The sequence below is a fragment of the Pseudomonas agarici genome (assembly GCF_001543125.1).
Taxonomy (GTDB): Bacteria; Pseudomonadota; Gammaproteobacteria; order Pseudomonadales; family Pseudomonadaceae; genus Aquipseudomonas; species Aquipseudomonas agarici.
Genome location: NZ_CP014135.1, coordinates 28,297 through 51,131 on the forward strand (window position 1 = coordinate 28,297; position 22,835 = coordinate 51,131).

Annotated in this window: 22 protein-coding genes; 12 read left to right on the forward strand and 10 right to left on the reverse strand. The window is 59.6% G+C overall.

The features are described 5' to 3' along the window. Nucleotides 1-461: 461 nt before the first annotated feature. Entirely contained in the window at nucleotides 462-1,610 is a 1,149-nt protein-coding gene (gene mltA, locus AWM79_RS00095) for a murein transglycosylase A (RefSeq protein ID WP_060781857.1), read from the reverse strand. A gap of 146 nt (nucleotides 1,611-1,756) precedes the next feature. Here mltA and AWM79_RS00100 point away from each other — a divergent pair, with 146 nt between their 5' ends. Beyond that, a complete protein-coding gene (locus AWM79_RS00100; protein ID WP_026012973.1) occupies nucleotides 1,757-2,206 on the forward strand; it encodes a c-type cytochrome in 450 nt (149 codons plus the stop codon). A 28-nt stretch (nucleotides 2,207-2,234) separates the two neighbouring features. Here AWM79_RS00100 and AWM79_RS00105 read toward each other — a convergent pair whose 3' ends face one another. The 4 genes from AWM79_RS00105 to AWM79_RS00120 form a co-directional block, all read right to left on the reverse strand. Continuing rightward, on the reverse strand, nucleotides 2,235-2,630 hold the full coding sequence (locus tag AWM79_RS00105) for a DUF1090 domain-containing protein (protein WP_060781858.1): 396 nt from the start codon (nucleotides 2,628-2,630) through the stop codon (nucleotides 2,235-2,237). A 98-nt stretch (nucleotides 2,631-2,728) separates the two neighbouring features. Then, nucleotides 2,729-4,402 (reverse strand): NAD-dependent DNA ligase LigB, encoded by a 1,674-nt coding sequence (ligB, locus tag AWM79_RS00110; protein WP_060781859.1) that lies wholly within the window; start codon nucleotides 4,400-4,402, stop codon nucleotides 2,729-2,731. A gap of 249 nt (nucleotides 4,403-4,651) precedes the next feature. After that, entirely contained in the window at nucleotides 4,652-5,842 is a 1,191-nt protein-coding gene (gene metK / locus AWM79_RS00115; protein WP_017130059.1) for a methionine adenosyltransferase, read from the reverse strand. 19 nt (nucleotides 5,843-5,861) lie between these two features. Next, nucleotides 5,862-6,857, reverse strand: coding sequence for an ArsR/SmtB family transcription factor (locus tag AWM79_RS00120; protein ID WP_060781860.1), 996 nt, complete (start codon nucleotides 6,855-6,857; stop codon nucleotides 5,862-5,864). 259 nt (nucleotides 6,858-7,116) lie between these two features. On the opposite strand from AWM79_RS00120, the gene tkt reads away from it, so the two are divergent. The 6 genes from tkt to fba all read left to right on the forward strand — a co-directional run bounded on the left by tkt (nucleotide 7,117) and on the right by fba (nucleotide 13,370). Then, nucleotides 7,117-9,114 (forward strand): transketolase, encoded by a 1,998-nt coding sequence (gene tkt / locus AWM79_RS00125; protein ID WP_060781861.1) that lies wholly within the window; start codon nucleotides 7,117-7,119, stop codon nucleotides 9,112-9,114. Between the two features lie 228 nt (nucleotides 9,115-9,342). Continuing rightward, nucleotides 9,343-10,392: an erythrose-4-phosphate dehydrogenase gene (gene epd, locus AWM79_RS00130; protein WP_060781862.1), complete on the forward strand. Its 1,050-nt coding sequence runs from the start codon at nucleotides 9,343-9,345 to the stop codon at nucleotides 10,390-10,392. Nucleotides 10,393-10,409: 17 nt separating this feature from the next. Beyond that, nucleotides 10,410-11,573: a phosphoglycerate kinase gene (locus tag AWM79_RS00135; protein ID WP_060781863.1), complete on the forward strand. Its 1,164-nt coding sequence runs from the start codon at nucleotides 10,410-10,412 to the stop codon at nucleotides 11,571-11,573. 32 nt (nucleotides 11,574-11,605) lie between these two features. Beyond that, a complete protein-coding gene (locus AWM79_RS00140; RefSeq protein ID WP_060781864.1) occupies nucleotides 11,606-11,830 on the forward strand; it encodes a hypothetical protein in 225 nt (74 codons plus the stop codon). Nucleotides 11,831-11,888: 58 nt separating this feature from the next. After that, the gene (locus AWM79_RS00145) at nucleotides 11,889-12,236 is read left to right on the forward strand and encodes an MliC family protein (protein ID WP_060781865.1); all 348 of its coding nucleotides are present in this window, start codon (nucleotides 11,889-11,891) and stop codon (nucleotides 12,234-12,236) included. A 69-nt stretch (nucleotides 12,237-12,305) separates the two neighbouring features. After that, nucleotides 12,306-13,370, forward strand: coding sequence for a class II fructose-bisphosphate aldolase (gene fba, locus AWM79_RS00150; protein WP_060781866.1), 1,065 nt, complete (start codon nucleotides 12,306-12,308; stop codon nucleotides 13,368-13,370). An 88-nt stretch (nucleotides 13,371-13,458) separates the two neighbouring features. Here the strand turns inward: fba and AWM79_RS00155 are convergent, their stop codons facing one another. Together AWM79_RS00155 and AWM79_RS00160 are read right to left on the reverse strand one after the other, a co-directional pair. Next, on the reverse strand, nucleotides 13,459-13,680 hold the full coding sequence (locus AWM79_RS00155) for a hypothetical protein (RefSeq protein WP_060781867.1): 222 nt from the start codon (nucleotides 13,678-13,680) through the stop codon (nucleotides 13,459-13,461). A 208-nt stretch (nucleotides 13,681-13,888) separates the two neighbouring features. Next, nucleotides 13,889-14,386: an RICIN domain-containing protein gene (locus AWM79_RS00160; protein ID WP_060781868.1), complete on the reverse strand. Its 498-nt coding sequence runs from the start codon at nucleotides 14,384-14,386 to the stop codon at nucleotides 13,889-13,891. 358 nt (nucleotides 14,387-14,744) lie between these two features. Here AWM79_RS00160 and AWM79_RS25840 point away from each other — a divergent pair, with 358 nt between their 5' ends. After that, nucleotides 14,745-14,879, forward strand: a complete 135-nt coding sequence (locus AWM79_RS25840; RefSeq protein ID WP_279615807.1) for a hypothetical protein — start codon at nucleotides 14,745-14,747, stop codon at nucleotides 14,877-14,879. Nucleotides 14,880-14,947: 68 nt separating this feature from the next. Here AWM79_RS25840 and AWM79_RS00165 read toward each other — a convergent pair whose 3' ends face one another. Beyond that, entirely contained in the window at nucleotides 14,948-15,619 is a 672-nt protein-coding gene (locus tag AWM79_RS00165) for a polysaccharide lyase family 7 protein (RefSeq protein ID WP_060781869.1), read from the reverse strand. Nucleotides 15,620-16,053: 434 nt separating this feature from the next. Between AWM79_RS00165 and AWM79_RS00170 the strand changes: the two genes are divergently transcribed. Genes AWM79_RS00170 through AWM79_RS00180 form a run of 3 tightly spaced genes read left to right on the forward strand, consistent with a single transcriptional unit; the run spans nucleotide 16,054 to nucleotide 19,053 of the window. Then, nucleotides 16,054-18,177 carry a putative bifunctional diguanylate cyclase/phosphodiesterase gene (locus AWM79_RS00170; RefSeq protein ID WP_060781870.1) on the forward strand — a complete coding sequence of 708 codons (2,124 nt, stop codon included), beginning with the start codon at nucleotides 16,054-16,056 and terminating at the stop codon, nucleotides 18,175-18,177. Nucleotides 18,178-18,222: 45 nt separating this feature from the next. Continuing rightward, nucleotides 18,223-18,735, forward strand: coding sequence for a M48 family metallopeptidase (locus AWM79_RS00175; protein WP_017130047.1), 513 nt, complete (start codon nucleotides 18,223-18,225; stop codon nucleotides 18,733-18,735). A gap of 21 nt (nucleotides 18,736-18,756) precedes the next feature. Continuing rightward, on the forward strand, nucleotides 18,757-19,053 hold the full coding sequence (locus AWM79_RS00180; RefSeq protein WP_017130046.1) for a winged helix-turn-helix domain-containing protein: 297 nt from the start codon (nucleotides 18,757-18,759) through the stop codon (nucleotides 19,051-19,053). 6 nt (nucleotides 19,054-19,059) lie between these two features. On the opposite strand, the gene AWM79_RS00185 is transcribed toward AWM79_RS00180, so the two are convergent. Continuing rightward, nucleotides 19,060-19,512, reverse strand: a complete 453-nt coding sequence (locus AWM79_RS00185) for a GNAT family N-acetyltransferase (RefSeq protein ID WP_060781871.1) — start codon at nucleotides 19,510-19,512, stop codon at nucleotides 19,060-19,062. A 295-nt stretch (nucleotides 19,513-19,807) separates the two neighbouring features. Here AWM79_RS00185 and AWM79_RS00190 point away from each other — a divergent pair, with 295 nt between their 5' ends. Next, entirely contained in the window at nucleotides 19,808-20,545 is a 738-nt protein-coding gene (locus AWM79_RS00190; protein ID WP_060781872.1) for a substrate-binding periplasmic protein, read from the forward strand. Between the two features lie 57 nt (nucleotides 20,546-20,602). Here the strand turns inward: AWM79_RS00190 and yccS are convergent, their stop codons facing one another. Then, nucleotides 20,603-22,786, reverse strand: coding sequence for a YccS family putative transporter (gene yccS, locus AWM79_RS00195; RefSeq protein WP_060781873.1), 2,184 nt, complete (start codon nucleotides 22,784-22,786; stop codon nucleotides 20,603-20,605). Nucleotides 22,787-22,835: the final 49 nt, after the last annotated feature.

The window sequence follows — 22,835 nt, forward strand, 5'->3', positions numbered from 1 at the left end:
GCGTACAGGACGCGGTGATCGGGAGTGTGAGGGCATGCCCGCCCAGCCCTGGCTGGAGGCATCGGAATTGGAGAGGTTGAAATATGCGGATGGAGGTGGTGCCATGGGCCTACTTCCTTGCTCTGGAGGTCTCGGCGTAGGTTGTCGAGGACGCAGTTTTTATTGTTGTTTTTTGCCCAGCTAGGACAGGCTTGGGCGCGCTGGCAGAGCAACTCCAAGCGCAATAAATTCGCGCCAGGCCGAGCCAGGCAAATTTAAATCGAGGTAGACGCTAACAAAGCGGAAAAGGAATAACTGTCAGATCCATCCCAAAAATAATTCGGAATGTTCTTTTGGGGGAGGTGAAGAGGGGCTGGTCGGTATAAGTGTGCCGAGGTGGCGCTGATTGCGAGAGGCTGGTTTCCCTCGGTGTGAGCGGCAAAGAGGGTGTCGCCTTGCCTCGTCACCCTCTTTGAGCCGATTCAACTCCCTACGGCAGACGTTTGCGGCAAGGCCATGCCTTTAGGCCAGAGCATCCAGATATTGCCCTTCTGTTTCATGTCTCCCGCCAGTTGCCCGGCGGCATCGCCTGTGCCCCAGAACAGGTCGGCCCGCACCTCGCCGGAAATCGCCCCGCCGGTATCCTGGGCGGCCACCGGACGGACCAGGGCGCTGCCATCGGGCTTGGTGGTCGACAGCCACAACAGACTGCCCAGCGGAATCACCTTGCGGTCCACCGCCACGCTGTAGCCGGCGGTCAGGGGCACGTTCAGCGAGCCGCGTGGGCCTTCGTTGCTGTCCGGGTTGCGGGCAAAGAACACATAGCTTGGGTTGCTGCCCAGCAGCTCCGGGATGCGCGTCGGGTGCGCTTTGGCCCAGGCGGCGATGGTGCCCATGGTGACGTCTTCTTTCTTCAGTTCGCCTTGCTCCACCAGCCAGCGACCGATGGCACGATAAGGGTGGCCGTTTTGGTCGGCGTAACCGATTCGCAGTTGCCTGCCGTCGTCCAGGCGGATGCGGCCAGAGCCCTGGATCTGCAGGAATTGCAGGTCCATCGGGTTGGTCAGCCAGGCCAGCACCGGCGCCTTGACGCCTTGGGTAGCGATCAGCGCCGCATCGTCATAGGGCTTGATGACCCGACCGTCCAGGCGTCCGCGCAGACGCTTGCCTTTCAACTCGGGGTAGAGGCTGTCCAGTTGCACGATGATCAGATCGTCGGGTACGCCATAGACAGGCACCGAAGCGTTGACGGTGCGGGTCAGGCTGCCGGGATAGACCGGTTCGTAATAACCGGTGATCAGCCCATCGGCACTGTTTTGCGCGGAACGCAGCCCATAGACCTCAAGGTTCTGCTGGAGGAAGGCGCGTATGGCGGTGGGTGTTTCTGTCACAGTGGCGGCGGCGGCACAGGTCGTTGCCCAGTGGGCGTCGTTATTCAGCCGGGTACAGGCACTGCGCCATGAAGCAAAACCGGCCAGCAGGTCGGCATCGGCAACCTTCGGCAAGGCGTCCCAATCTGCTTTGACGTAGGTGGTCATCGGCTCGTGGGGCTGGTTGTCCTTGCCATTGCAGCCGGCGAGCAGGGCCAGCGCGAAAATACTCCAGCCCAGGCGTTTGAAAGTGGTGTTCATCAGCAAGCGTATTCCTTGAGTCACTACCCGTTCAGTCGTTGTGCAGGTAACCCATTCAGTTAGTAAGGATATTGGCCCTTGGGCCTATTGGTCTTTGAGGTCGAGGCGAGGATACTGACCGCCGTCTCCCATGACCTGAAGCCATCATGACGCTTAAAAGATTTCCCGTGGTATTGCTGGCCTGTTTCACCCTAGTTGCCTGTGGCGGCATTGATCCGAACTCGCCACTGGGTCAGCGCAAGGCCATTTTCAAACAGATGCTCAAGACCAGTGAAGACCTGGGTGGCATGTTGCGCGGCCGTATCCCCTTCGACGGTCCGCGGTTTGCCGAGGGTGCGAGCAAGCTTGAAGGTTTGTCCCACGAACCGTGGCAGCATTTCCCGCAGGTCAAGGAAACGGAGCATACCAGTGCCAAGGCCGAGGTCTGGCAGAAGCAGGCGCGTTTCCAGGAGCTGGCGCGCTCGCTGGAAGAGGCTACCGGCCAACTGGTGATCGCCAGCCAGGTCCAACCCTACCAGGCGAGCACCCTCAAGCCTGCGGTAGAGAAAGTCGAAAACGCCTGTGGTGCTTGTCATAAAGAGTTTCGCGATCACTGATTCGCTGGCCCCACGGGCCGATGGCGCGTCACTTGTCCAGCTCATCCAGCGCGCCCTGTAACTCCTTGCGCGACTCAGCCAGCTTTTCCTTGCGCTTGTTGATCTTGTCCGGATCGCCTTTTTTCATCGCTTTGTCGAGGTCGGCCTGACGGCGGCTGACTTCGTGCCTGGCTTCGAGCGCATTGGTTTCTCGCTCCTTTTTTAGTGAGGCCTCGGTGCAATGGGTGGTCACTGCATCCAGGGCTTTTTCCAGACCGGCCTGCTGGTCGCTGTTGCCTTGGGCCTTGGCAATTTCGAGCTGACTGCCGATGGCCTGGCGTTTGGCGGCACAGCCGGTCAGTTCGAGTTGTTCTTCTGCTGCCAGGAGCGGGGCGACCATCACGCTGCACAAGGTGAAGAGAGTCAGCGGTGAGAGAAATTTCATGAAGAACTCCGTGTTGAAAAAATAATGAAAAGAGTAATGAATCAATAAAACCAATCCGCTTTTTTATGGCAGATCCGGATCAGTGGGCAATGCTGACCTCAAAACCCATCGACCCCGGCGGCACGTAACGACTCAGCCAGGGCCATTACCTGTGGATCGCGGAAGAAGGCACTCAGTTGCGCGGCTCGCATGGGTCCGATCCCAGGTTGTGCCTGCCAGTCTTCGGTGGTTCGACTGGCCAGCCCAGGCCAGGTGCCAGCCAATCTGATACCGGCGGGCGCCGGCAGCCCCAGCGCCTTGAGCCAGCGTTCGAATGGCCGTTGCCGAGCCACCTGCACACTGTCGAGCCATTGCAGGCTGCGGCTTGCACCGAAGCCTGCAATGTTAGCAAGCTCTCGAGCATCAAGGGTCAGCCAATCGAGCAGGTGTTGCAAACGGCCAGCCTGAATCAGCTTTTCCCAGGTGCCACGACCCAGGTGTGGCAGTTCCAGGCCTTGTTTGCCGCTCAGCCATATCAGGCGGGCGAGGAACTGGCTTTCGCAGCCGAGGCTGTTTTGCCAGCAGCTCGATGCATGGAAATCATCCGGATCGGGAACGTCGACCGGTTCTCGCTCCACACTGCGCCAGGCCACACCCTCCAAGCGTGGGATGGTCAGGCCGGCAAGACTGATGGTTACCTGATCGCCAGGGCGAATATCCAGCTTGCGCCAGCGTTGCAGGGAGCCGACGCTGATTCGCTGGATGTGCCGGTCATCCAGGCGCACGGGGATCAGTTCGAGCATCGGCGTGATGCGTCCGGTACGGCCGATCTTGAAGCTGACGTTGCGAACATGGGCCAATGCCTGGGCATGCGGGTATTTCCAGGCGACGCTCCAATGAGGCGGCCGGGCTTGCCAGCGTTGTGCCGCTGGTCGCTGGCCCTGGCGCAGTACCACGCCGTCGCTGGCGAAGGGCAGCGGCTGGTGATACCAGTAGTCGCGCCAGTCCCGTGCCTCGGCAAACTGCTTGATCGGTTGACTGTAGGGTTCGCTGTCGCTGAAGCCGAGAGCGCTCAGGCCTTGCAGGCGTTCGAGTTGGGTCGATGGCCCGTCGGGCCAGTCCCAGACAAACAGGCCGATACTTTCGGCCTCCGTGGCTGGGAGCTGGTGCCGTGCCATCAGCCCCGCGACCTTGCTACGGGCATTCAGGCCACCGTCTTGGGCTTGTACATGGTTCACCAGGCGCCAGTACAACTCTCCCTGCAACAGCAGGTCCACGGGTTGCGGCAGTTGCGACGGGATAGCGGCGATCCGGCGCGCATTGTCGGTCCAGTCCTGGCCCTTGAGTCCATCGCCGCGACTGATGGCCCGATGCAGTCGGCCTTGGTGATAAACCAGGGTCACGGCAACGCCATCGACCTTAGGTTGAATCCACAGGTCCTCGCGGTCCTTCATCCACGCCCGAACCGACTCGTCGTCCGGCAGCTTGTCCAGCCCGGTATGGGGGATTGGGTGGGCAAGGGTTCCACGGGCTTTGAGCAACGGCTCGTCCGCTGGCTCACGCGGCAGGGCGAAGCATCGGCGCCAGTGCTCGAAGGTCTGGCGGGATTGATCGTAGAGTTCGTCGGCCACTGGCGAAATGCCCTGGCGATGGTAGCGCTCGTCCCAGCGCGCCAGTTGTTGCCGGAGGGCATCGGCTTCGCGTCGGGCGCGTTCCGCTGGCCATTCCGGGCATTGACCGGCATAGGCGTTGAAGCACCATGCCAGACATATCCAACCATGGAAAACACGCATACCAGAGCATCCTTGCTCGACTAAAAAACACAGCCTAGATCAGTCCGGGCGAAAAAAAGCGCCGTGGCGGGCTAGGTTTTCTTACCCCGTATGTCGCTTTGCTCGAACGGGTCGCCCGGCGCCGTGGCCTGGGTCCTGGCAATATGGCTGGGCGTCTGCAGGTTTTGAGTCTGTTTGTTTCAGCCGCCGAGGCAGCATGAAAAAGCCCTCCCTGGCCGACCAGGGAGGGCTTTGGTAACGCAGGCGACATTACAGGCCGGCGGCGGCTCGAAGAGCATCCACACGGTCGGTTTTTTCCCAGGTAAAGGTGGTGAAGGTGTCGTTGCCGACAGTCTTCTGCTGCGGGGTGCGTCCAAAGTGGCCGTAGGCTGCGGTTTCCTGGTACATCGGGTGCAGCAGGTCGAGCATGGTGGTGATGGCGTATGGGCGCAGGTCGAAGATTTCGCGAACCAGCTTGATGATCTTGTCATCGCTGATCTTGCCAGTGCCAAAGGTGTTCAATGAAATCGAAGTCGGTTGAGCGACGCCGATTGCATAGGAAACCTGGATTTCGCAGCGGTCGGCGAGGCCGGCGGCAACGATGTTTTTGGCCACGTAGCGACCGGCATAGGCTGCGGAACGGTCAACCTTCGAGGGGTCCTTGCCGGAGAATGCGCCGCCGCCGTGACGGGCCATGCCGCCGTAGCTGTCGACGATGATCTTGCGACCGGTCAGGCCGCAGTCGCCCACCGGGCCACCGATGATGAAGTTGCCGGTCGGGTTGATATGGAACTGAGTGTCCTTGGTCAGCAGTTTCGCCGGGATGACGTGCTTGACGATCAGTTCCATCACGCCTTCGCGCAGGTCGTTGTAGGACACGTCGGGATTGTGCTGGGTCGATAGAACGATAGCATCGACGCCAACGACTTTGCCGCCTTCGTAACGGCAAGTCACCTGCGATTTGGCGTCCGGGCGCAGCCATGGCAGCAGCCCGGATTTACGCGCTTCGGCCTGGCGCTGCACCAGTTGGTGCGAGAATGCGATCGGCGCTGGCATCAGTTCCACGGTTTCGTTGCTGGCGTAGCCGAACATCAGGCCCTGGTCGCCGGCACCCTGGTCTTCCGGCTTGCTGCGGTCAACGCCCTGGGCGATGTCCACTGACTGCTTGCCGATAATGTTCATCACCCCGCAGGTCGCACCGTCGAAACCGACGTCGGAGCTGTTGTAGCCAATGTCGAGGATCACGTTACGCACGATGTCTTCGAGGTCGACCCAGGCCGAAGTGGTCACTTCGCCAGCGATGATGGCGACACCGGTTTTCACCAGGGTTTCGCACGCGACGCGGGCGAACTTGTCTTCGGCGATGATGGCGTCCAGCACCGCATCGGAGATTTGGTCGGCGATTTTGTCCGGGTGCCCTTCGGACACGGACTCGGAGGTGAAAACGGAATATTCGCTCATATCGATGGTTTTCCTGAATTTACCGATGTTGAGTGGTGCCAGCCGGTCGCTGAAAGTGGCGAACCTGGATCTGGAAACCATTACGTAAGCCTACATAGAGGCTGTCCCCGGGCATGAGCCCCGCAGCAGTGGCCCAACGGGCCAGATCTTCCTGTTCAAACCCCAACCACAGATCACCGCAGGCCTCCCTGGCCCAACTCTGGTTGTGGCTGCACAATTCGGTTATCAGCAGACTGCCGCCGGGCCGCAGCAGCGCGGCCATTTGCTTGAGGGCCTCGGCTGGCGCGGCAAAATGATGCAAGACCATATTCAGGACCACGCAGTCGGCCTGGATATTGTGGCCCAGCAATGCATCGGCCAACTGCAGGCTGACATTAGTCAGTGATTGGCGTTCGCATAGATGGCGCGCCAGTTCGAGCATCACCGGGCTATTGTCCAACGCCGTAACTTGCTGGAAACGTCGCGCCAGGTCGGGCAGGAAACCGCCGTCGCCTGGGCCCACTTCCAAGGCCCTGGCGCCAGGGTCGAAGCTGAGTTTGTCGAGCAGGGCCAGGATGCTTTCGCGGTATTGCGGCAAGCCGGCGATCAGGTCCTGCTGGGCGCTGAATTTCTCCGCAACCCGTGAGAAAAAGTCCTGGCTGGCGGCTGCACGCTGTCCGTGGACCAGGGCGATGCGTGCCTGCACTTCGCCCGGCAGTTGGAGGTTATCCACCTCGTCGAGCAGGGCAGCATGCAGCTTGCCACCGGGCAGCTCGGGGTGAGGCAGGGCTCGACGGTAAAAAATCGCATTACCTTCGCGACGGGTAGCGACCAGATCGGCCTGGGCCAGCACTTTCAGGTGATGGCTCATGCCGGACTGACCGATGGCGAAGATCTGCGCCAGCTCCAGTACCCCGAACGAATCATTGGCCAGTGCCCGCAATACATTGAGCCGCAACGGGTCGCCGCCAGCCTTGCACAGGATGGACAGTTCGTCGCAGTGATCATGACGCGGGGCAGGTGCACGTAGGTTCATAAGGCCAGCAGTCTAGTGAGCGTCGGAGCGTCTCGCAAGTGCAATATCAAAAAGTTTTGATATTGCACGATAAATGGCACTTTCCCCTCCGCCCGTGTCTATACAGACGAGGCGCGCAAAGGTTTCCCCCGTGCAATGCGCAACTATCGGCAGGAAAAACATGGCCGAGCGATTATCTATCATTGCCCCGAGGGCGTTCCCTGAGAGAAAATGCTCGCCTTTTTCTGTTTCGTTTTATTCAAGCCCCAGGAGATCAGTGATGCCCAGCCGTCGTGAGCGTGCCAACGCCATTCGTGCCCTCAGCATGGATGCCGTGCAAAAAGCCAACAGCGGCCATCCCGGTGCCCCCATGGGCATGGCGGATATCGCCGAAGTGCTTTGGCGCGATTATCTGAAGCACAATCCGAGCAACCCATCCTTCGCCGACCGTGACCGCTTTGTCCTGTCCAACGGCCATGGTTCGATGCTGATCTACTCGTTGCTGCACCTGACCGGCTACGACTTGTCCATCGACGACCTGAAGAACTTTCGCCAGTTGCACAGCCGCACCCCAGGTCACCCGGAGTACGGCTACACCCCGGGCGTTGAAACCACCACTGGTCCGCTCGGTCAAGGCCTGGCCAATGCCGTTGGCTTCGCCCTGGCGGAAAAAGTCCTGGCTGCTCAGTTCAACCGCCCCGGCCACAACATCGTCGACCACCACACTTATGTGTTCCTCGGTGATGGTTGCATGATGGAAGGTATTTCCCATGAAGTCGCGTCTCTGGCCGGCACTCTGGGCCTGGGTAAGCTGATCGCCTTCTACGATGACAACGGCATCTCCATCGACGGAGAAGTCGAGGGCTGGTTCACCGACGATACGCCGAAGCGTTTCGAGTCCTACAATTGGCAGGTGATCCGCAACGTCGACGGCCACGATCCTGAAGAGATCAAGACCGCCATCGAGACCGCGCGCAAGAGTGAGCAGCCGACCCTGATTTGTTGCAAGACCACCATCGGCTTCGGTTCGCCGAACAAGCAAGGCAAGGAAGACTGCCACGGCGCTCCGCTGGGTGACGCGGAGATTGCCCTGACCCGTGCGGCGCTGAAGTGGAACCATGGCCCGTTCGAAATTCCGGCCGACATCTATGCCGAGTGGAATGCCAAGGAAGCCGGGCGCGCCGTCGAAGCCGAGTGGGACCAGCGTTTCGCGGCCTACTCCGTGGCCTTCCCGACTGAAGCCAATGAGCTGGTGCGGCGTCTGAGCGGCGAGTTACCGGCCGATTTCTCGGAAAGGGCCTCGGCTTATATTGCCGAGGTCGCGGCCAAGGGCGAAACCATCGCCAGCCGCAAGGCCAGCCAGAACACCTTGAATGCCTTCGGTCCGCTGTTGCCCGAACTCCTCGGCGGTTCGGCTGACCTCGCGGGTTCCAACCTGACCTTGTGGAAAGGTTGCCAGGGCGTCAGTGCTGAAGACGCCAGCGGTAACTATATGTACTACGGCGTGCGTGAATTCGGCATGACCGCGATCATGAACGGCGTCACCCTGCACGGCGGCCTGCTGCCTTATGGCGCGACCTTCCTGATGTTCATGGAATACGCGCGCAATGCCGTGCGCATGTCGGCGTTGATGAAGAAACGCGTGATCCATGTCTACACCCACGACTCCATCGGCCTGGGTGAAGACGGCCCGACCCACCAGCCGATCGAGCAACTGGCAAGCCTGCGTTGCACGCCGAACCTAGACACCTGGCGTCCTGCCGACGCGGTGGAATCCGCCGTGGCCTGGAAACACGCCATCGAGCGCAAGGACGGCCCTTCGGCGCTGATCTTCTCGCGACAGAACCTGCAGCACCAACAGCGTGATGCGGCGCAGATCGACAATATCGGCCGGGGCGGCTATGTGTTGAAGGATTGCTCGGGCGAGCCGGAGCTGATCCTGATCGCCACCGGTTCGGAAGTCGGCCTGGCGGTGCAGGCGTTCGACAAACTGAGCGAGCAGGGCCGCAAGGTGCGCGTGGTGTCCATGCCGTGCACCAGCGTGTTCGATGCCCAGGATGCCAGCTACAAGCAGGCGGTGTTGCCGCTGCAAGTAGGCGCGCGTATCGCCATCGAAGCCGCGCACGCCGACTACTGGTACAAGTATGTGGGTCTGGAAGGCCGCGTGATCGGTATGACCACCTACGGCGAGTCGGCACCCGCGCCAGCCTTGTTCGAAGCGTTCGGGTTCACCCTGGAGAACATCCTGGGCCAGGCTGAGGAGCTGCTGGAAGGCTAAGAACCGGATATTGCTCGTCCGGACTGAGGTCTTCGCGGGCAAGCCCTGCGCCTAGAGGTTTGAGTCGTTCACCAGATGGCTGTAGGACTCGGTTTCGTAGGCGCCGGGCTTGCTTGCGAAGGCGCTCGGTCAGTGATGGATCACTACCGGGTTCGTGCTCGAACCCGTTTGCAAAAAAATCCACGCCTTTGCGTGGGTTCTTGATGTTCAAGCTTCGGCGAGATCCCCATGCCCCAACTGCGTCCCTACAGAGTTGCACTCAACGGCTACGGCCGTATCGGTCGTTGTGTCCTGCGTGCGTTGTTCGAGCGAGGGGCGCAGGCCGGGTTTGAAATCGTTGCGTTGAACGATCTGGCCGACCTGGCCAGCCTTCAATACCTGACGCGTTTCGATTCCACTCACGGTCGCTTTCCCGGCGAAGTACGGGTCGAGGACGATTGTTTGCATATCAATGGGCATAGCGTGAAAGTCTTGCGCAGTGCCACTCCAGAAGCGATCGACTGGGCCGCTCTGGACATCGATCTGGTGCTGGAGTGCTCCGGCGCTTACCACACCCGTGAAGATGGCGAGCGTTTCCTGGCTGCCGGGGCACCCAGGGTGCTGTTCTCTCAACCGATGGCCAGCGAGACCGATGTCGATGCCACCATCGTCTACGGTGTCAATCAGGATTGCTTGACCGGTGACGAGTTGCTGGTGTCCAACGCCTCTTGCACCACCAACTGCGGTGTACCGCTGTTGCGCCTGCTCAATCAGTCCATCGGCCTGGAGTACGTGTCCATCACCACGATTCACTCGGCGATGAACGACCAGCCGGTGATCGATGCCTACCACGCTGAAGACCTACGCCGCACGCGGTCGGCGTTCCAGTCGATTATCCCGGTGTCCACGGGCCTGGCCCGAGGTATCGAGCGCCTGCTGCCGGAACTTGCCGGACGAATCCAGGCCAAAGCGGTGCGGGTGCCGACGGTGAACGTGTCGTGCCTGGACATTACCCTGCAGACCGTCAGCGATACCGATGCCCAGGAGGTCAACCGGATCCTGCGCGAAGCCGCTACCAGCGGTCCGCTCAAGGGCCTGTTGGCCTACACCGAGCTGCCCCATGCCAGCTGTGATTTCAACCATGACCCACATTCGGCGATTGTCGATGCGAGTCAGACCCGCGTGTCCGGCCCGAGGCTGGTGAACGTGCTGGCCTGGTTCGACAACGAGTGGGGTTTTGCCAACCGAATGATCGACGTTGCAGGGCATTACCTGAACGTGGTTCACCAAAAACCGTAAACCAGAGATTGTGATCCATGACCGTGTTGAAGATGACCGACCTCGATCTGCAAGGTCAGCGCGTACTGATCCGCGAAGACCTCAACGTCCCTGTCAAGGACGGTGTTGTCACCAGCGATGCGCGTATCCTGGCCTCGCTGCCGACCATCAAGCTGGCCCTGGAAAAAGGCGCCGCCGTGATGATCTGCTCGCACCTGGGTCGCCCGACCGAAGGCGAGTTCTCGGCCGAGAACAGCCTCAAGCCGGTCGCCGACTACCTGAGCAAAGCCTTGGGCCGTGATGTGCCGCTGGTGGCCGATTACCTGGACGGTGTCGAGGTCAAGTCCGGCGACATCGTGCTGTTCGAGAACGTGCGCTTCAACAAGGGCGAGAAAAACAATGCCGACGAGCTGGCGCACAAATATGCCGCGCTCTGCGACGTGTTCGTGATGGACGCCTTTGGTACCGCGCACCGCGCCGAGGGTTCGACCCACGGCGTGGCCAAGTTTGCCAAGGTCGCCGCTGCCGGGCCGCTGCTGGCGGCAGAACTGGATGCCCTGGGCAAGGCCCTGGGCGCGCCGGCCAAGCCGATGGCTGCCATCGTCGCCGGCTCCAAGGTTTCGACCAAGCTCGATGTACTGAACAGCCTGAGCCAGATCTGCGACCTGTTGATTGTCGGCGGCGGCATCGCCAACACCTTCCTGGCCGCTGCGGGTCACCCGGTGGGCAAGTCGCTCTACGAACCTGATCTGCTGGACACCGCCCGTGCCATCGCCGCCAAGGTCAATGTACCGTTGCCGGTCGACGTGGTGGTTGCCAAGGAATTTGCCGAAAGCGCTGTGGCCACTGTCAAGCCGATCGCCGACGTAGCCGCCGATGACATGATCCTGGATATCGGCCCGCAGACTGCGGCGAATTTCGCCGAGTTGCTGAAGTCGTCCCGGACCATCCTGTGGAACGGTCCGGTGGGTGTTTTCGAATTCGACCAGTTCGGCAATGGCACTCAGGTGCTGGCCCAGGCCATCGCCGACAGCGCGGCATTCTCCATTGCCGGTGGCGGTGACACCCTGGCGGCCATCGACAAATATGGTGTTGCTTCGGATATTTCCTATATCTCTACCGGTGGCGGTGCCTTCCTCGAATTCGTCGAAGGCAAGGTACTGCCGGCCGTGGAAGTGCTGGAAAAGCGCGCCAGGGCCTGAGGTGGCATAGGCCGTTGAAAGGGAGTTTTCATATGGTCAGGCTATTCGTGCTGCTGATCCTGGTGGGGGTGTTGGCCGGTTGTGCCAGCACGCCCGAGGTCGGGCCGGCGACTGAGGGCGCTCCGGCTGACGGCAAAGGTTGTTACCAGGCCGATTGGCAGGCGCAAACCGCGCCGGTGCTGAACGGGCGCCTGGGGCCGGACGGACTGGAAAAATACGACGCATCGTCCGGGGCTCGGGAACAGGGTTGCCCTTGACGGGTCAGATTCACTACAGGCAGTACTGGCGGCCAGGGCCGTCAGTCGAGGAACCGGCATGAAAGGCTTTATTGCCCTCGCTTCACTGGCGCTGCTTGGCGGTTGCGCCAGCTTCAACCTGTCCTCCTCGACATCGCCGACGGATAACTGGACCCGCTGGGTCTGCGACAGTCAGGCGCAGGTGTTCTGGCGTTACGCCGACAGCGCGGGCAAGTCGGTCGACGTGCGCCTCGGCGGTGCCGAGCAGGTGTACCGTTTGAAACCCGAGGTCGGCGCGGTCGACAGCGGCGTGCTGTATAGCGACAACGTGTTGGCATTTCATAAAAAAGATGATGAGGGCCTGGTCTACTGGGTCGCCACCAACGATTTGATCGGTCGAGCCTGTAAGGCCCCTGATCGGCAATAACTTGAATAGCAGCCGCCGCTCCGGCAGGCTTGCACGATTAACGACCCTCGTCCGGGAGAGACATACACAATGGCACTTATCAGCATGCGCCAGATGCTGGACCACGCAGCCGAGTACGGCTACGGCGTTCCAGCCTTCAACGTCAACAACCTTGAGCAGATGCGCGCCATCATGGAAGCTGCTGACAAGACTGACTCTCCGGTGATCGTCCAGGCTTCCGCCGGCGCCCGCAAATACGCTGGCGCGCCGTTCCTGCGGCACTTGATCCTGGCGGCTATCGAAGAGTTCCCGCACATTCCGGTGTGCATGCACCAGGACCACGGCACTAGCCCGGACGTCTGCCAGCGCTCCATCCAACTGGGCTTCAGCTCGGTCATGATGGACGGCTCTCTCGGCGAAGATGGCAAGACCCCAACCGACTACGAGTACAACGTCCGTGTCACCCAGCAAACCGTGGCCATGGCTCACGCCTGTGGTGTGTCGGTAGAGGGCGAATTGGGCTGTCTGGGCTCGCTGGAAACCGGCATGGCCGGTGAAGAAGACGGTATCGGCGCCGAAGGCGTGTTGGACCACAGCCAGATGCTGACGGACCCGGAAGAAGCTGCCGACTTCGTCAAGAAGACCCAGGTCGATGCGTTGGCCATCGCCATCGGCACCAGTCACGGCGCCTACAAATTCACCAAGCCGCCGACCGGTGACGTGCTGGCGATCGACCGTATCAAGGAAATCCACAAGCGCATCCCCAACACTCACCTGGTGATGCACGGTTCGTCTTCAGTGCCCCAGGAGTGGTTGGCGATCATCAACCAGTATGGTGGTGACATCAAGGAAACCTACGGCGTGCCAGTCGAGGAAATCGTCGAAGGTATCAAGCACGGCGTACGTAAGGTCAACATCGACACTGACCTGCGCCTGGCGTCCACCGGGGCGATGCGGCGCCTGATGGCCACCCATCCGAGCGAGTTCGACCCGCGCAAATTCTTCGGCGCCACCGTGACCGCCATGCGCGATGTGTGCATTGCCCGTTACGAAGCTTTCGGCACTGCTGGCAACGCCTCCAGGATCAAGCCGATCTCCCTAGAAGCGATGTTCCAGCGCTACCTCAAAGGTGAGTTGAACGCTAAGGTCAATTAAGCCATTTCCGGGTTTATGAAAAAGCCGTCGCAAGACGGTTTTTTTATTCGCGTCAATTGATCTGGCGGATGCAAAGTGTCCGCCAGATCTATTCCAGGTTGTGGTGATCCTTCTTTTGTCCGACCTGTGGCGAACGAAAGGAATGGCCCCGCCAGACATCGCCCACGTACACCTCTACCGCGGGATCGACGGCGATCCAGCGCCAGGCCCGAATATGGGTTGGATGATAGGCCGGCTTGTGTTCCGACTCCTTGATTTCGCTCACATAGAAACCACCGGTACTGGACGCCATCACCAAGGCCCATTTCATATCTGCCTCCGTCTGTCGTTGATACTCGATTCTGGAAAATATGACCGACAGCGTGTGCCCTTCATGCGACAAAATCGTTGAACCGGGTCATGCGCCAATACCTCGGCAACCGGCGCCTCTTTCTCAACGATGACCCGATGGCCCACTGATCGGCATCGGTGCCCATGAATATAATGTCACGGTGTCTGGGCTCCAGTCGGGGAGCGCTTCATGCCTTTACCAGCTTGAATTTCTGGTTTTTCGTTCCCCCATAAGTGTAAGCGATAATGTTGGTATTTTCCGCCGTGTTAGATCCATTAACGTCTAGCACTTTGCCGTTGCTTTTGTTTTCGATATAGAAGAGTTGGGTCCCCGCTTTCTTCAACGTCCAAAATTGTCGTGTATCGAGTGTCATGGGGGCGGCAACGACATTATCGCCGCTGGGCTCCAGTACCCGACTCTGGTTCTTTCCATTGATAATCAAATACCCTTGCTTGATATGATCGAAATGGAATTCCCAGGTGGACTCGGGGGCCGGGTTGTCACGATACAGTTTGACATTGTGGGCGCGGTTGCCATCAGCGCTGAGTGCCATATCCACCAGCATTGAGCTAGTTAGATCCGTGTAGATTTTATAAAGGCCATTATCTATCCTTTCAGCGCCTCCGGGGGCACCCAATGCCTGTTCGGGAATTTCAGTGTCGCGAGGAGTAGTTTCATCTTCCATGCTGACATTCCTTTTGCAAGTTTCGATCTGCGGGCATAGTGCCCAGGGGACGAGCACCCTTTATGAAGAGTGGCGCTTAGACCGGCCGACAGGCAAAAGGCACGCCTGATGAGGGTTGCTGATTATATTGGTGGGGTTGTGTAAGTTGGTCTACTGTCAGAAGTGACAGGTTTATAGACGGTTTCCGAATAGTAAATAGCCGCAGAAAGCATAAAACGATATTTCATGGGCGTAGTAGAAGAGGATGATCTAGAGAGTAGTGTTAAATAATATAATAAACTGTCAAATATGACAGTAGTCGATGAGTTGTTGCCCAGGCACTCTGTAATTCCAGGTCTCGATAGAGGAGTAAACCGTTATGAGCAGCAAAGACAAGAAAGTCGATATCAAGCCCAAAGGCCCGGCGCCCTTCAAGGTACCGCCTGTCGTAGTGCCGCCTGCCGAAGTGACACCAAAACCCAAGGGGCAAGCCCCTGTCACCACCAAGCCCTGATGCGGCGTCTGTCATTCAGCCCCGATTTGAAGTTCGGGGCCATTGGCCGGCGCCCGGCGAATACGCCCTCAACTCTTCTGGTGTTCGATAATCAGTTTGTAGAACGTCACCATTCCGCCTTCGCTGGTATACCCGGTGTTGTCCTGTACATAGACCCCGGCTTTGAAGTACAGCGGCTTGTCGCGCCAGGTGTTGCCGACCTGGGTGTACCACGCCGCGCCGGCGGCATGCACGCTCAAGGCGCCGCCGGGGCTGAGGTGAATCAGGTAGGTAAAGCTTTTATCCAGCGCCACGTTGTCGGCGATCTGGATGACGCGGCCTTCGCTGTCGTCCGGATTACTGCGGATTTTCACCACGATAATCCCGGTCTGGCGGCTGTCGCTGTATTGGTACTCGACCTTGAGCATGGGCTTGGTGCTATTGTATGAATGGATCTGGCCGATAACGATCTTGCCCGATGACGGTACCTGGTTCACCGCCAGGGCTGCGCGCAGGTAATTGTTGGCTTCGCCGTAGAGCCAGTTGTGCACGCTTCCGTCAGCGTAGGTTTCCCGTAGCTCGCTACGTGGGTAAATCGCGTTTTGGGTCTTGGAGCCGGTTACGGGCGACCAGAAGAACAAGGTGCCGGTGTCTGAGTGAAAGTACTGATTCTTGAAACCTTCTACTAATTTAGGCGTGTCGATGGTCTCGGGTGGTGTACCGACAGGTACGCTAAGATTCCAGGTCGTCAGATCGATCATGGTGGTGTCTCCCGTGTAAAACGTAATACGCACGGGCATAGGCATATCATCTGAGAAAATTCAGACAAACTGCTTTAGCCTGGAGGTTTGAACACTCTTTATACGGGGTGAAAGCTGGTTTGTTAACGTCAGATCGGCGAACGGCTGACGCCAAAACACCGACGAAATGTGCAGAGCCCGGCGGGCTTCGACTTGCACCAATAACCGTTGGTCGGATTAGCAAAATGCTATTGCTGTGTGGCGGTGAAAATCACCTCCGTCGATTGAATGCCCGAATCATTTTCATCGACCGTTAGTCGGGATATCGACACTGGTTGTGAATGGTGGCGCAATGGTCACTGCTTTTTGCGCGAACCCGAACTAGAGTTGTCCTTGTCAATTATCCGGTTTTCTGTCTGACCTCCGGTAGAGTTCCCTGAACATAGAGGAGCAGCATGGATTGCGCGCAAGTTAAGGCTGGTGATAGCAATTCTGTCCTTTTGGTGGTCGATGACTATCCTGAAAACCTGCTCAGCATGCGAGCGTTACTGGAGCGCCAGGACTGGCAGGTGGTCACGGCGGCTTCCGGTATCGAAGCGCTGACTGTGCTGCTTGAGCAGGAGATCGATCTGGTATTGCTGGATGTGCAGATGCCCGGCATGGACGGTTTTGAAGTCGCTCGCCTGATGCGCGGCAGCCAGCGTACTCGCCTGACTCCGATTATCTTCCTCACCGCCAATGAGCAGTCCCTGGATGCCGTGATCAAGGGCTATGCCAGTGGTGCGGTGGACTATCTGTTCAAACCCTTCAACCCGGATATCCTCAGGCCCAAGGTTCAGGCGCTGCTTGAACAGCAGCGCAATCGTCGGGCCTTGCAGCAATTGACCCGTGATCTGGAAGCGGCCCGAGCCTTCAATGCGTCGGTGCTGGAGAATGCCGCGGAAGGCATTCTGGTGGTCAATGATGAAGGCAATATCGGTTTTGCCAACCCGGCGATTTCCCGTCTGCTCAACGCACCTCTGGCGTTGTTGATTGGGATGCCGTTCCTGAATTTCCTGCAGCAACCACACTTTCCCGAATGGCTGAACTGCCCGTTGCACGAAGGTTATCGCAAGGGGGAAATCTATCGCCTGCACGACGCGCTGCTGCGCACCAGCGATGGAAAATCGCTGCCGGTGGCTATGTCCTGTGCGCCGTTGCCGGCGGATCAGCGAGCGATGGTGGTCACCGTGCTCGACATGTCGGTGGTGCATCATCTGCATCAACAACTGGAATTCCAGGCGGTGACCGATCCATTGACTGGCCTGCTCAACCGTCGAGGATTTTACCGGACTGCGGAAAACACCCTGTTGCGTTGCGACCCCAGTCGCAAGTCGCTGGTGTTGATGTATCTGGACCTCGACAGCTTCAAACGGGTCAACGACTCCCTCGGGCACGAAGCCGGCGATCGCGTGCTGCGTTGGGTTTCGGAGCAATTGAAGGTCTGTCTCAAGCCCTTCGATATCGTGGCGCGCATGGGCGGTGACGAATTCACCACGTTGCTCGATCTGGAGCGCCCGGAGCAGGCGGCGAAGGTCGCGGAAAGATTGATCGAGCGGGTGTCGATCCGTCAGCAGATCGACGGCATGGACATGACTCTGGGAGTCAGCATCGGTATCGCCACCTTTCCCGATTGCGGTGCCAACCTTGATGGCCTGTTGCGAGCGGCGGACATTGCCATGTATGAGGCCAAACGCGCCGGGCGCCAGCAATATCGCTACTACGATCATGAGATGAACGGACGGGCCCGTTCACGGTTGATGCTCGAGGAAAGTGTTCGTTCGGCTATCGAGGGCCAGGAATTCAAAATGGTCTATCAGCCTCAGGTGTCCCTGGAGGATGGCCGGCTGCGTGGCTTCGAAGCCCTGTTGCGCTGGCATCATCCCAGTGTCGGCGATGTGCCGCCGGGATTGTTCCTGCCGTTGCTGGAGGAGGTCCGCTTGATCAGCCGCCTGGGCAGTTGGATCTATCGCCAGGCGGCGACCCAGCGCCATGCCTGGAACGGAGTGTTCGCCGATGAGCTGGTGTTGAGTGTGAGCCTGAGTGCCACGCAGTTCTGTATGTCGAATCTGGTCGAGGAACTGCAGGAAGTGATCGAGCGCCACGACCTGCGCCCCAGCCAGCTTGAGGTAGAGGTCACCGAGGCGGCGCTGATGCATGATTTCGAGGCCTCGCGCAAACAGTTGCGGCGGATTCGCGCGTTGGGCATGCGGGTGGCCCTGGATGATTTCGGCTCCGGTCATTGTTCACTGAATCACCTGCGGGATCTGGAGTTGGACACCCTCAAGCTCGACCGCCACCTGATCGCCAAGATTCTCGACTCGCCACGGGATGCGGCACTGGCGCGTAGCGTGATCGAACTGTGCCAGCAGTTCGGCCTGCTGGTGATCGCCGAAGGGGTGGAGACCCTGGAGCAGTCGCAGTGGCTGAAAGCCAATGGCTGTCCCTTTGTCCAGGGCTTCCTGGTCGCCCGCCCACTGACCGCCAAGGATGCCAGTGGATTCGGTCCGGTATTCGACTGGAGCGCATTGGGCAGTTGAATTCGCTACACTGCCGGCCTTGTTCAATGCACGTAACGGCCTTCCATGACCGCGCTGAAATACCTTCAAGCCTATCCCACGTCCTTGCAGGACTCGGTGCGCCAGATGATCGCCCAGGACAAGCTGGGCGCCTATCTGGGCCAGCGTTATCCCGACCGACATGCGGTGCAGAGCGACAAGGCACTGTACAGCTACGTCCTGGCCTTGAAGCAGGAGCACTTGCGCAATGCCCCGACCCTCGACAAGGTGCTGTTCGATAATCGCCTGGATCTGACCCATCGCGCCCTTGGCTTGCACACGGCGACCTCGCGGGTGCAGGGTGGCAGGCTTAAGGCCAAGAAAGAGATTCGCATCGCTGCGCTGTTCAAGGCGGCGGCGCCCGAGTTTCTCAAGATGATCGTGGTGCACGAGTTGGCGCATCTCAAGGAAAGCGATCACAACAAGGCGTTCTACCAGTTGTGCGAATACATGCAGCCGGGGTATCACCAGTTGGAGTTCGACCTACGGATCTATCTGACCTGGCGAGATCTTCAAGGCAAGGCCATTGTGGCCGATTAAGCGACCGATAAGGGTTTTCGGATGGATGTCAGCAAGACCAAGAGCAGTTTCTATCGCCGGCTGTATGTGGCTTGGTTGATCGATAGCGGGGTCGCCTGTAGCGTGCCGATGTTGACCGAAGCGACCGGCATGCCGCGGCGCACCGCCCAGGACACCATCGTGGCCTTGGCGGACCTGGATATTCTCTGTGAGTTCGAGCAGGAAGAGGGCGCCCGCAATCATGCCGGGCGCTACCGGATCCATAGTTGGGGGGCGATCGACAAGACCTGGGTCGAGCGCAACCTGGCGTCGATCAAGCAGGTGCTGGGGTACCCCTGAACGGTCTCAGGCTTTGCGCATGCCGATGTGCGGGATGTCATCTTCCAGATACGCCTCGCCCACCACAGCGAAGCCATAGCGCGCGTAGTAGTCCTGTAGATGGGCCTGGGCCGAGAGGTAGATCGGCTGTTCCGGCCACCGCTTTGCGGCGTGCTTGAGCGCCTGCGTCATCAATTCATGCCCCAGCCCGAGTCCCCGGGCCTGCGGTGCGATCACTACTCGCCCGATCACCACGTCGCCACCAGGCGATGGCGGGTCGAGCAAGCGCAGGTAGGCCGTCAGCCGATCATCCTGCCAACCCATCAAATGACAGGTGTCTCCCTCCAGGTCGAGTCCGTCGACTTCCTGGTAGGGACATTTTTGCTCGACCACGAAGACCTCGGTACGCAGTCGCAGGACGGCGTAGAGTTGCTCCTTACCCAGGTCGCTGTGGTGTTTGCAGATCCAGTCGGTTGTCATAGTGCTCAGCCTGATGCCAATATCCAGTACCGATACTAAGCCGGTTACCTCGCGGAACCAACCACCGCTCGCTAGGGAGCATAAATGGGCCGCTGGGTCATTTTTTGAATGACGGTCAAATGAGATGATTGATTTTGCTCGGTCTCGTCATCTTTGGGTAATCTGCTTTGCAGGGCATTTGTCGCGGCGCCGATGAGCTAATGTTAGGAACTGGGAGATGGCCAGTTGCCTTCGCCCGGCCCCTGGGCTTCGGTTCACTGCACAGGGCAGACCCGCCCGCTAAGGATTTTTTGGCATGTCGCGACTGCTTCGAGCGTTTGCTTTGCTTGGATGGCTGCTGCTGACACAGAGCGCTACTGCGGAAAAATTGCGCCTGGTGGCCGATACTTGGCCGCCGTTCACCGACGCGACCCTGGTCAATGGCGGGCTGGCAACCGATATCGTCAGCACGGCCCTGGCCCGCGCCGGTTACGCCAGCGACTTCGAGCAGGTACCTTGGGCGCGAGCCCTCAAAGGGCTTGGCGAAGGGCGTTATGATGTGCTGATCAATGCCTGGTACTCCAAGGACAGAACCTTGCTGGGACAGTTCTCGAGCGAGTACCTGCTCAACCGCGTGCGTTTTCTCAAGCGCAAGGACTCGTCCATCACCTACGACACCCTGCGGCAACTGCATGAGTTTCCGGTTGCGGTGGTGCGTGACTATGCCTATTCCCGGGACTTCGAGGCGGACGCCCAGTTGCAGAAGATTCCAGTGCACAACTTCTCCATGGCTGTGCGCATGCTAGCGGCGGGGCGCGTGAAGCTGACCCTGGAGGACGAGTATGTGGCGCGTTATTACCTGAAAAGCGAAACACCACGGGTGCGCGCTGCAGTGGAGTTTTTGCCCAAGCCGCTGAGCGAGAACAGCCTGCATATCCTGGTCAGCCTGAAGAACCCGAGGCATGAACAGATCGTGGCGAACTTCGATCGTGAGATCGCCGCGATGAAGGCCGATGGTAGTTACGAGCACCTGCTCAAGCTGCATGGCATGTAAGGTTGGGCAAACACAGCCTGGATCAAGCTGGCTCTCACCGTTTTCGGCTATCTCAGTTCAGCCTTGCTCGGGTGCCTTGATCAAGTGCGCCGCCAGTGTGCGCAACGGCCCCAACTGACGACAGATCAATGCCAGTTGCGTCTGCACCAGTCGCTGTATCTCGTCAGTCTCGTCCGTCATCTGTTCCAGCTCGTTGGCCAGGGCCTCCTCGGCATCGCTGTGGATCTCGATGGCAGTCTTGTTCGCCAGCCCAATGGCAATCTGCTCGATGCTGGCGGCCAATGTCGCCCCGGCGCTGTCGAGCAAATGCTCGCGGACTTGCGCTGGCAGCTGGTTTTCCCGGTGTGCGCCAAGCCCCGAGAGATAGCTGAGCAAGGTATGCGAGAGCACCAGGAAACGAAAGCCGACATCGGCTTCCTTACGAAAATGCCCAGGTTCCATCAGCATGTTCGCCAGGGTGGTCGACAGCGCCGCGTCGGCGTTGTGCGCATTGCGCCGGGCGAGACGATAGGCCAGGTCGTCGACCTTGCCGTGGGCGTATTGCTGCATGATCTGGCGCAGGTACAAGCTGTTACAGCTCAGGGTATTGGCCAGTACCTTGTTCAGGCGCCGGCCCTGCCAGTCCGGTAGGAACAGAAATACCGCTAGACCTGCGATCAGGGCGCCGAGCAGGGTATCCATCAGGCGCGGCAGGAACAGGCCGTAGCCGTCACCCACCTGGTTGAAACAGAACAGCACCGTCAGGGTCATGGCGGCGGTTGCCAGCGTGTAGCGCGTGGTGCGGTTGATAAAGAATGTCACCCCGGCGACGATGGTGAACAGGGCTTGGATCAACGGGCTCGGGAACAGATCAAACAGCGCCCAGGCGGCGGTCAGGCCGATGCCGGTGCCGATGATCCGCTGGCCCAGCTTGCGTCGGGTCGCGCCGTAGTTCGGCTGGCAGACGAACAGTGTGGTGAGGATGATCCAGTAGCCCTGGGACGGATGCACCAGGTGTACCATGCCGTAGCCGATACTCAGGGCCAGCGGCAGACGCAGGGCGTGGCGGAACAGCAGCGAAGTCGGGGTCAGTTGGGTACGCAGGCGCGTCAGCACGTCCTTGAAGTTGCGCGGCGAGCGGTCCAGCAGGCTACTGTCAGTGGCGTCGGCCAGGTTTTCGGGGTTGCTGGCGTCGCTGAGCAGGCGGTCCAGGGTGCTGAGGTTGGCGGCCAGGGCTCGTAGCGAGCGCAACAGGCCGCGCCAGGCCGGATTGCTCTGGATGCGCAGGTGTTCCATCGAGGCGTGCAGGTCGCCCAGGGCTTCGGCGAAGCTGGCGTCGTAGACGAACGGCTGACGCAACTGGATCGATTCCGCCAATGCCTGGCAAGCCTTGCCCTGCTGACGCAGCAGGCGCTGGCAGCGAAACAGCACATCACTATGAAAAAAGGCTTCGGCCAGGGCGTTATACGGGTAGTGTGAGGAGCTGGCGCGTTCGTGGATATCCTGAGCGAGGAAATACAGCTTCAGGTAGCGACTGACCTTCGAGCCCGGCCGACCGTTGCCGACCCGGTGCAGAATGATTTCCTTGGCGGTGTTCAGCGCCGCGACCACCCGACCGTTTTGCCGGGCCAGCTCCAGGCGCCGAGCCTCGACGTCCATCTGGCGGATCGGTTCGAACAGCGACGACTTGAGCTTGAGGTAATGGCCCAGTTCGCGGAACAGCTTCGCCAGGCTCTGTTGCACCGGCTGGTTGGAAAACAGCGCTTGCCACAGCACCGAGAGCAGGCCGTACCAGCCGGCACCGGCTACCAGCAGCAAGGGTTCATGCCAGAGGTTGTTGACTTCGCCACCGCGCGAATCCACCCCGATCATGGTGTAGACCGAGAGAATCAGCGTCGCCGAGGCAATCGCCCCATAGCGTTCGCCCAGGGCGCCGAGCATGGTCAGGCCGAAGGCCGCCAGAGCCATGGCCGCGACGAATACCAACGGATAAGGGAACAGCAGCTCGACCGAAAACGCCGCGACGCTGAAACACACCAGCGTCACCGCCAGGGCGTTGAGACGGCCTTGCCAACTGTCGTCGGTCTCGGCCAGGGCGCTGGCGATGACCCCGAGGAACAATGGGATCAGCAGCTTCATTTCGTTCTGGAACCAGCACAGGGCCATGATGCCGGTCAGGGCGATGAACACCCGAACGCTATAACTGAATTTATCCAATGCCCAGAGACGGCGCAGGGACTGGTTGAACGAAGTCGATGCCATGAAGGAGTGAGAGCCTGCTAAGCGATGGATCTAAATTGCGGGAGTTCGC

Coding starts and splice junctions, on each gene's coding strand:
- epd (WP_060781862.1), top strand. CDS start 9,343: ATGCCCCAACTGCGTCCCTACAGAGTTGCACTCAACGGCTACGGCCGT.
- AWM79_RS00145 (WP_060781865.1), top strand. CDS start 11,889: ATGAAAGGCTTTATTGCCCTCGCTTCACTGGCGCTGCTTGGCGGTTGC.
- AWM79_RS00105 (WP_060781858.1), bottom strand. CDS start 2,630: ATGAAATTTCTCTCACCGCTGACTCTCTTCACCTTGTGCAGCGTGATG.
- yccS (WP_060781873.1), bottom strand. CDS start 22,786: ATGGCATCGACTTCGTTCAACCAGTCCCTGCGCCGTCTCTGGGCATTG.
- AWM79_RS00175 (WP_017130047.1), top strand. CDS start 18,223: ATGACCGCGCTGAAATACCTTCAAGCCTATCCCACGTCCTTGCAGGAC.
- AWM79_RS00165 (WP_060781869.1), bottom strand. CDS start 15,619: ATGATCGATCTGACGACCTGGAATCTTAGCGTACCTGTCGGTACACCA.
- ligB (WP_060781859.1), bottom strand. CDS start 4,402: ATGCGTGTTTTCCATGGTTGGATATGTCTGGCATGGTGCTTCAACGCC.
- AWM79_RS00160 (WP_060781868.1), bottom strand. CDS start 14,386: ATGGAAGATGAAACTACTCCTCGCGACACTGAAATTCCCGAACAGGCA.
- AWM79_RS00100 (WP_026012973.1), top strand. CDS start 1,757: ATGACGCTTAAAAGATTTCCCGTGGTATTGCTGGCCTGTTTCACCCTA.
- AWM79_RS00170 (WP_060781870.1), top strand. CDS start 16,054: ATGGATTGCGCGCAAGTTAAGGCTGGTGATAGCAATTCTGTCCTTTTG.
- tkt (WP_060781861.1), top strand. CDS start 7,117: ATGCCCAGCCGTCGTGAGCGTGCCAACGCCATTCGTGCCCTCAGCATG.
- AWM79_RS25840 (WP_279615807.1), top strand. CDS start 14,745: ATGAGCAGCAAAGACAAGAAAGTCGATATCAAGCCCAAAGGCCCGGCG.
- AWM79_RS00185 (WP_060781871.1), bottom strand. CDS start 19,512: ATGACAACCGACTGGATCTGCAAACACCACAGCGACCTGGGTAAGGAG.
- AWM79_RS00135 (WP_060781863.1), top strand. CDS start 10,410: ATGACCGTGTTGAAGATGACCGACCTCGATCTGCAAGGTCAGCGCGTA.
- AWM79_RS00120 (WP_060781860.1), bottom strand. CDS start 6,857: ATGAACCTACGTGCACCTGCCCCGCGTCATGATCACTGCGACGAACTG.
- metK (WP_017130059.1), bottom strand. CDS start 5,842: ATGAGCGAATATTCCGTTTTCACCTCCGAGTCCGTGTCCGAAGGGCAC.
- AWM79_RS00155 (WP_060781867.1), bottom strand. CDS start 13,680: ATGAAATGGGCCTTGGTGATGGCGTCCAGTACCGGTGGTTTCTATGTG.
- mltA (WP_060781857.1), bottom strand. CDS start 1,610: ATGAACACCACTTTCAAACGCCTGGGCTGGAGTATTTTCGCGCTGGCC.
- AWM79_RS00180 (WP_017130046.1), top strand. CDS start 18,757: ATGGATGTCAGCAAGACCAAGAGCAGTTTCTATCGCCGGCTGTATGTG.
- AWM79_RS00190 (WP_060781872.1), top strand. CDS start 19,808: ATGTCGCGACTGCTTCGAGCGTTTGCTTTGCTTGGATGGCTGCTGCTG.
- AWM79_RS00140 (WP_060781864.1), top strand. CDS start 11,606: ATGGTCAGGCTATTCGTGCTGCTGATCCTGGTGGGGGTGTTGGCCGGT.
- fba (WP_060781866.1), top strand. CDS start 12,306: ATGGCACTTATCAGCATGCGCCAGATGCTGGACCACGCAGCCGAGTAC.